Origin of the sequence: Rhodococcus sp. IEGM 1302, assembly GCF_030056935.1 — a bacterium.
Taxonomy (GTDB): Bacteria; Actinomycetota; Actinomycetes; order Mycobacteriales; family Mycobacteriaceae; genus Rhodococcus_F; species Rhodococcus_F qingshengii.
This window is the reverse complement of record NZ_JASHKY010000008.1, coordinates 181304-187303: the sequence shown is the minus strand read 5'-3', so window position 1 is coordinate 187303 and position 6000 is coordinate 181304. Positions and strand designations below refer to the sequence as shown.

The 6000-nt window shown below is 64.4% G+C and carries 3 protein-coding genes; 1 reads left to right on the top strand and 2 read right to left on the bottom strand.

Going from position 1 to position 6000, the window contains the following annotated elements:
* Nucleotides 1-223 precede the first annotated feature (223 nt).
* Nucleotides 224-2065: a hypothetical protein gene (locus QM609_RS15195; RefSeq protein WP_228232787.1), complete on the bottom strand. Its 1842-nt coding sequence runs from the start codon at nucleotides 2063-2065 to the stop codon at nucleotides 224-226.
* 232 nt (nucleotides 2066-2297) lie between these two features.
* On the opposite strand from QM609_RS15195, the gene QM609_RS15190 reads away from it, so the two are divergent.
* Nucleotides 2298-3320: a M23 family metallopeptidase gene (locus QM609_RS15190; protein WP_030534879.1), complete on the top strand. Its 1023-nt coding sequence runs from the start codon at nucleotides 2298-2300 to the stop codon at nucleotides 3318-3320.
* Between the two features lie 78 nt (nucleotides 3321-3398).
* Here QM609_RS15190 and pcrA read toward each other — a convergent pair whose 3' ends face one another.
* Nucleotides 3399-5891: a DNA helicase PcrA gene (gene pcrA / locus QM609_RS15185; protein ID WP_003946394.1), complete on the bottom strand. Its 2493-nt coding sequence runs from the start codon at nucleotides 5889-5891 to the stop codon at nucleotides 3399-3401.
* Nucleotides 5892-6000: the final 109 nt, after the last annotated feature.

Genomic DNA, 6000 nt, shown 5'->3' with positions numbered 1-6000 from the left:
TGCTTGGCGAAGAGTTCCTTCGCCTGGTATTCGAAGAGATCCATCTGCTCACCGTCTCGTCTGCGTTGTCACCCGCTCGAGGGGTAGGAGCGGGTCTGTTCTGGACTTTAACCAGTTGCCGCGTTCGGTTTGCGCCCGCATTGATGCTATGTGGCCCAAGTCACGCGCAATTGCTCGATGAGGCACGCCTCACCGATTCGGCAAGGTGGCCACACCGAATTTGTCAAGCATCAGTCTCACTGATTCTTGCGCTCGAGAACGCTGCAACGAGAAGCAACACTATGCCCGTGGCCGCTGTGATCGCACCCACCCCCACGGTTGCGTCCGATATGCGCGATGACGTGAGTGGCCACTCACCGACGTACACCAGAGCTGCCACGGCAGATCCGATCAGCAATGCCGCGCCCCGCGACGGCCGCGCGGACGCTGCGATCACAGCGGCGATCACGACGGTGACGCCGACGAGCAGTTGACCCCAGACGTCAATTCCCCACGGCCACTCCAGAACTGAGGCCGCCGTATAGGCGTCGCCCTGATAGAGGGGAAGCGCGGTTCCGATCAGGACAGCGACGGCGCCGATCCCACCGACGATAAGCACCAGCCCTCGCGAACCGCCACCTACCGACGTGTCGACATCCTCACGCTCGGCGCTTCCCGCCAGCCAGACGAGCAGTCCCGTCGCCGCAGCGAGGAAAGCCGCGCCGCAGAGCACGAAGGCACCGGCCCCCAACCCGACGCCCGGTACGTCCGTGGCGATGACAGCCGACTGCATGACAGCGGCGACTCCCATCACGACCGTGGTCCACAACACGCCGACGGCCGGCCGCACCACCGCGGCGCGGCCCGGGGCGAACAAGCCCAGACCGGCGACCAGCAGTACAGCAGCCGCGAGCAAGACAACTCGAGACGAGAGCATGGACGGTTCGGGGATGTTCTCCGGCAACGACAGGACCGGAAGTGCCACCCCCAGGGCCGCCACTGCTGCGGTGACAACTGCGCCGATACCGGCAACGCGGTGAAGTCTGTTCACCCGCGCTTGCGCCGCCCGGGACTGAGCCACCATCGCCGCTTTCAGCGCACCCTTTGTCGTCTTCGCGGGTGCGCGAACCACACTTTCAGCGGGAATCGCATCTCTTTCACGCCTGGATGCGAGGTAGGGAGCTGAAACTCCGATCACGGCGATGACCACGGCGGCCAGCGCCCCGACCACCGATCCCGAACCGACGCCGATCCGATCGCCGGCCGCGAACCCAGCCATCACCCTGGTTCCACTGACTGCGAGTGCGCCGAGACCGACACCGATCAGGGCGCCGCAGCCCACCGGTAGCGAGATGGACGTCAATGCCGCCGCGACCGCAACGAGTACCGCGACGCCGACCAATCCCGTACCGACGGCGGTGGCCGCCGCCGAGTCGACGAGCGGTTTGACCAGAAAGATCGGATCCTGCGAACTGAAGGAAGGACCGAACAGGGAGAGCACGAACACCACCGCGGCCAGAATCAGCAGCGCTGTCGGCCACCCACCGATCCGCCCGCCAACCGATCGCCCGTCGAATTCCGCGGCGCGAGCGCTGCCGTATCCGTCCCGCTCCGATTCACGATGGACGACCATGAAGCCGAGGACACCGGACACCACAAGAAGTCCGTGGCCCGCGAGCGCGAGATAAGCGCCCGGACCCGCATCGATCGAACCCGCCGAAATCGGACGGAAAAGGTCCAAGCGGTTTGCATCGATTGCGTCGACGAACAACTGAACGTCGAGGATCGCCGCGCCGAGGGACACCGCGCCGATACCTGCCAGGAGTCCACCTGCGAAGGCGGGCCTGCGCCCCGAGGTGAGCACCGCAACCAGCGGCACGACGATCGTGCAGACGGCAGCGAAGAGAGCGGCGGAAGCAAGAGCCCCCGTCGTGTCGACCCCGCGGCCACTCCCGACTCCGACGACGGGACTGGCTGCCACTCCGACGGCACCGAGCAGTCCGATTACCGCCGCGAGTGGCGCCCCGGACTTCACTCCGGGGTCGTCGAAACGCGCCTGCGACGTAGTTCCAGGTGTTGTGGACACTCGATCGACGGTAGTGCCTGAATGGACCGGTGATCCGGTTGTGACACGCGTGATCACGAAACGAGATGATTCGTCCGTTTTGCCCGGATCGACATATTCCCAGGTCAAGCTGTGAGGCACGTCACATAATCGGACAGGTTTCCGCTACGGCTTGCGCCCATCGCAATCATTTCGTTACCGTCAGTCGGTCTAAGTCACGGGCTGATCACGAACTCGAGGAGAGAACCGGCATATGCATCACCGCAGCCAGTTCACCGCTAGTAGGTTCTCGAACTCAGCTCCAGACGAGGTCACGACCACTTATCCAACGCACTCGGCCAGGCGTTACACCGAGACCAAAAGTTCTGAGATCTCTACCGATATGTTCACTCGAAATTCATCCTCCACGTCGTCAGATTCCGACTCTCACGAGTTCGTCGAGTCCGACGTGATCAGCACCCCCACTTACGCTTCCTCCGCACCGACAGTCGATGTCGAATCTCCGGTTCGCCGCAGCGGTGCTCACCGACTCCCCACCCCTCCCTCCGCTCTCAAGGGCCGCGCCGCCGTTCTGGCAGTTGCAGCCGGCGCGGTTGTCGCCGCGGGCCAGGCAGTTGTCAACGACGGTTCCTCTTCTGCCGCCGACCACTCGGAAGTTGCACTCGCCAACGAGTCCTCCGCGATCGGTACCACCGCAGAACCGCAGGCCGCTCAGTTCGCTCCGGCCACCTCCACGGCAGCCACCACCGAGGCCGACGCTCCGCAGGTCCTCAACGTCGCAGCGCCGACCGACCTCTCCCAGTTCAGCAACCTGCTTGCCAAGGGCCAGCGTTTCAGTGACGAGCGCGCAGCACGCGAAGCCGCTGCCCGTCGCCCGCTGTTCGTCCTGCCGGCAGTTGGCACGTTCACGTCCAATTTCGGCACCCGCTGGGGCACCCTGCACGCCGGCGTCGACATCGCCGCCCCGATCGGGACGCCCATCGTCGCCGTCGCCGACGGCAAGGTCATCGATTCAGGTCCGGCTTCCGGGTTCGGCATGTGGGTACGCCTACAGCACGCAGACGGAACGATCACCGTCTACGGCCACATCGACACGTCCACCGTCACGGTCGGTCAGCAGGTCATGGCCGGCGACCAGATCGCCACTGTCGGCAACCGCGGCTTCTCCACCGGCCCGCACCTTCACTTCGAGGTTCATCTCGCCGGCGAGAACAAGATCGATCCCCTCCCCTGGCTCGCCTCACGCGGCATCAGCCTCGGCGTCGAGCAGGACTGATCGCAAGCCCAACGCTTCTGATGAAAAACTTCCGGCCCGTACCTTTCCAGGTACGGGCCGGAAGTTTTTGCCTGTCTTCTACAGCTTGACCATCGGCACACCGCCGATGAGCATCAACCGCACCTTGCCCGCGCTACCGAAGTCGATGGTGACCGTCGCGGTGGGGCCAGTGCCCTTGGTTTCCAACACGGTGCCCAGACCGTACTTGTCGTGACTGACGCGGTCACCCGTGGCGAGGACCAGAACGTTGTTGCGGCCACGCGCGGCACCGAAACTGGGAGTCGACGCGGCCTTGCCGGACCCTCCCCCGTAGTTCTGCCCGCCGCCGTATCCCTGGCCGCCCTGGCTGCCGTAGCGGCTTCCGCTGCCGTAACCCGGCCTGCCGCTTCCGAATCCGCCACCGGTGCCCGGATCCTCACGGCGCCAGTTGATCAGGTCCTCCGGGATCTCCTGGATGAACCGCGACGCCGGGTTCTGGATCGGTTGCCCCCACGCCGAACGCATGATCGCGCGCGTCAGGTACAGGCGCTGCCTGGCACGGGTGATGCCGACGTAAGCAAGTCGACGCTCTTCGGACAGCTCCGCCGGATCGCCGAGGGCGCGCATGTGCGGGAACTGCCCGTCCTCCCAACCGGTGACGAAGACGACCGGGAACTCGAGGCCCTTGGCGGTGTGAAGCGTCATCATGGTCACGACGCCGTCGTCGGAGTCCGGCAGTTGATCGGCGTCGGCGACAAGCGATACCCGTTCGAGGAAGGCGGCAAGCGAACCCGGATCGGGTTCACCTTCACGCATTGCTGCGGTTTCCTCGTCGTCCGGATCGATCAGCCCGGCCGCGTTTCGCGCGTCGGAACTGAATTCCCTTGCCACGCTGACGAGTTCGTTCAAGTTGTCGAGTCGCGCGCCATCCTGCGGATCGCTGCTCGCCGCAAGCTCGGCGCGGTAGCCGGTGCGCTCGAGCACCGCCTCGGCAACCTCACCGATGTCACCGAGCTCGAACGGTTCGTCCTCGTCGGCGGCCGCTGTCGGTAGCAGGGCCCGCAGCCCGTCCATCATCTCGAGGAACGACGCGATGGCCTTCTGTGACCGCGTATTGAGCAGCGCCACTTTGCCTTCCGCGCCGTCACGGAGAGCGGCGGCGAAGCTGATGTTGCGATGCTCGGAGTGCACGGCGACGCAGGCTTCGGCTCGATCACCGATACCGCGTCGGGGCGTGTTGAGAATGCGTCGCAGGCTCACGGTGTCGTCCTCGTTGGCGAGGACGCGCAGATACGCGACGATGTCCCGAACTTCCTTGCGCTCGTAGAAGCGAACGCCGCCGACCACCTTGTACGGCACTCCGAGTCGAATGAAGATCTCCTCGAGCGCGCGCGAGGAGTTGTTGGTCCGGTAGAACACCGCGATGTCGGCGAACTTGGTCTCGCCCTGGTCCACCAGCCGATCGATCTCCGAGGCGACAAACGATGCTTCGTCGTGCTCGTTGTCTGCAACGTAGCCGACGATCAGTTCGCCTTCACCCGAATCGGTCCACAGACGCTTTTCTCGTCGGCCGGTGTTCTTGGAAATCACGGAGTTGGCCGCAGACAGAATGTTCTGCGTCGAACGGTAGTTCTGTTCGAGAAGGATGGTCCGAGCATCCGGGTAGTCGCGTTCGAACTCTTCGATGTTGCGGATAGTGGCTCCGCGGAATGCGTAGATCGACTGATCGGCGTCACCGACGACGCACAGTTCGGCCGGGGCAACGGCGTGGTCGGACTCGCCGGCACCGCCGACCAGTTCACGCACAAGCATGTATTGCGCGTGGTTGGTGTCCTGGTACTCGTCGACGAGCACGTGACGGAAGCGGCGGCGGTAGTACTCGGCGATCTGTGGAAACGCCTGAAGAAGCGCGACGGTCTCACCGATGAGATCGTCGAAGTCGAGTGCGTTCGCCGCACGCAGCCGCTGTTGGTAGTGGCCGTAGACCTTGGCGATCAGTCGCGGAAGTTCGGCCGGATCCTGATCGGCTGCGACAACCGCCTCTTCCGGTCCGACGAGTTCGTTCTTCAGATTGGAGATATGCGTAGCGAGAAGCCGCGCGGAGAATCGTTTGGTGTCGAGCTCGAGGTCCTTCGAGATCATCGTCAGCAGTCGACGCGAATCGTCGGAATCGTAGATCGAGAAATTCGAGTTCAAACCGGGTAGGAGCGCCGCCTGTGCTCGCAGAATCCGCACGCAACTGGAGTGGAACGTCGAGACCCACATGGCGTTGGCACGCGGTCCGACAAGAGCTGCCACACGCTCACGCATCTCGGCCGCAGCCTTGTTGGTGAACGTGATGGCCAGGATCTGACCGGGGGTGACACCCCGTTCGGCCAGCAGATAGGCGATACGACGCGTCAGCACTGCAGTCTTGCCCGAGCCGGCGCCCGCGACTATCAGCAACGGCGAACCGGCATGGACCACGGCCTCGCGCTGTTGCGGGTTGAGACCCTCGAGGAGGGCGTCCGAACCCGCGTCGTGTCCCCGCGCGCCGCCCCCGTCGTGCTGGGAATGTCCGTCGTGCTCACCGAGTGCTGGGTACGTGTTCATCGCCTGTCCACGCTACCGGCGTCCACCGACACGGTCGTCAGTGCGTCCACCTGCTGGTAGAGGCACTTGGATTACCTGTGTCGAGCATGGCAAACTGGACGCTATGTTC

Coding starts and splice junctions, on each gene's coding strand:
- QM609_RS15190 (WP_030534879.1), top strand. CDS start 2,298: ATGCATCACCGCAGCCAGTTCACCGCTAGTAGGTTCTCGAACTCAGCT.
- pcrA (WP_003946394.1), bottom strand. CDS start 5,891: ATGAACACGTACCCAGCACTCGGTGAGCACGACGGACATTCCCAGCAC.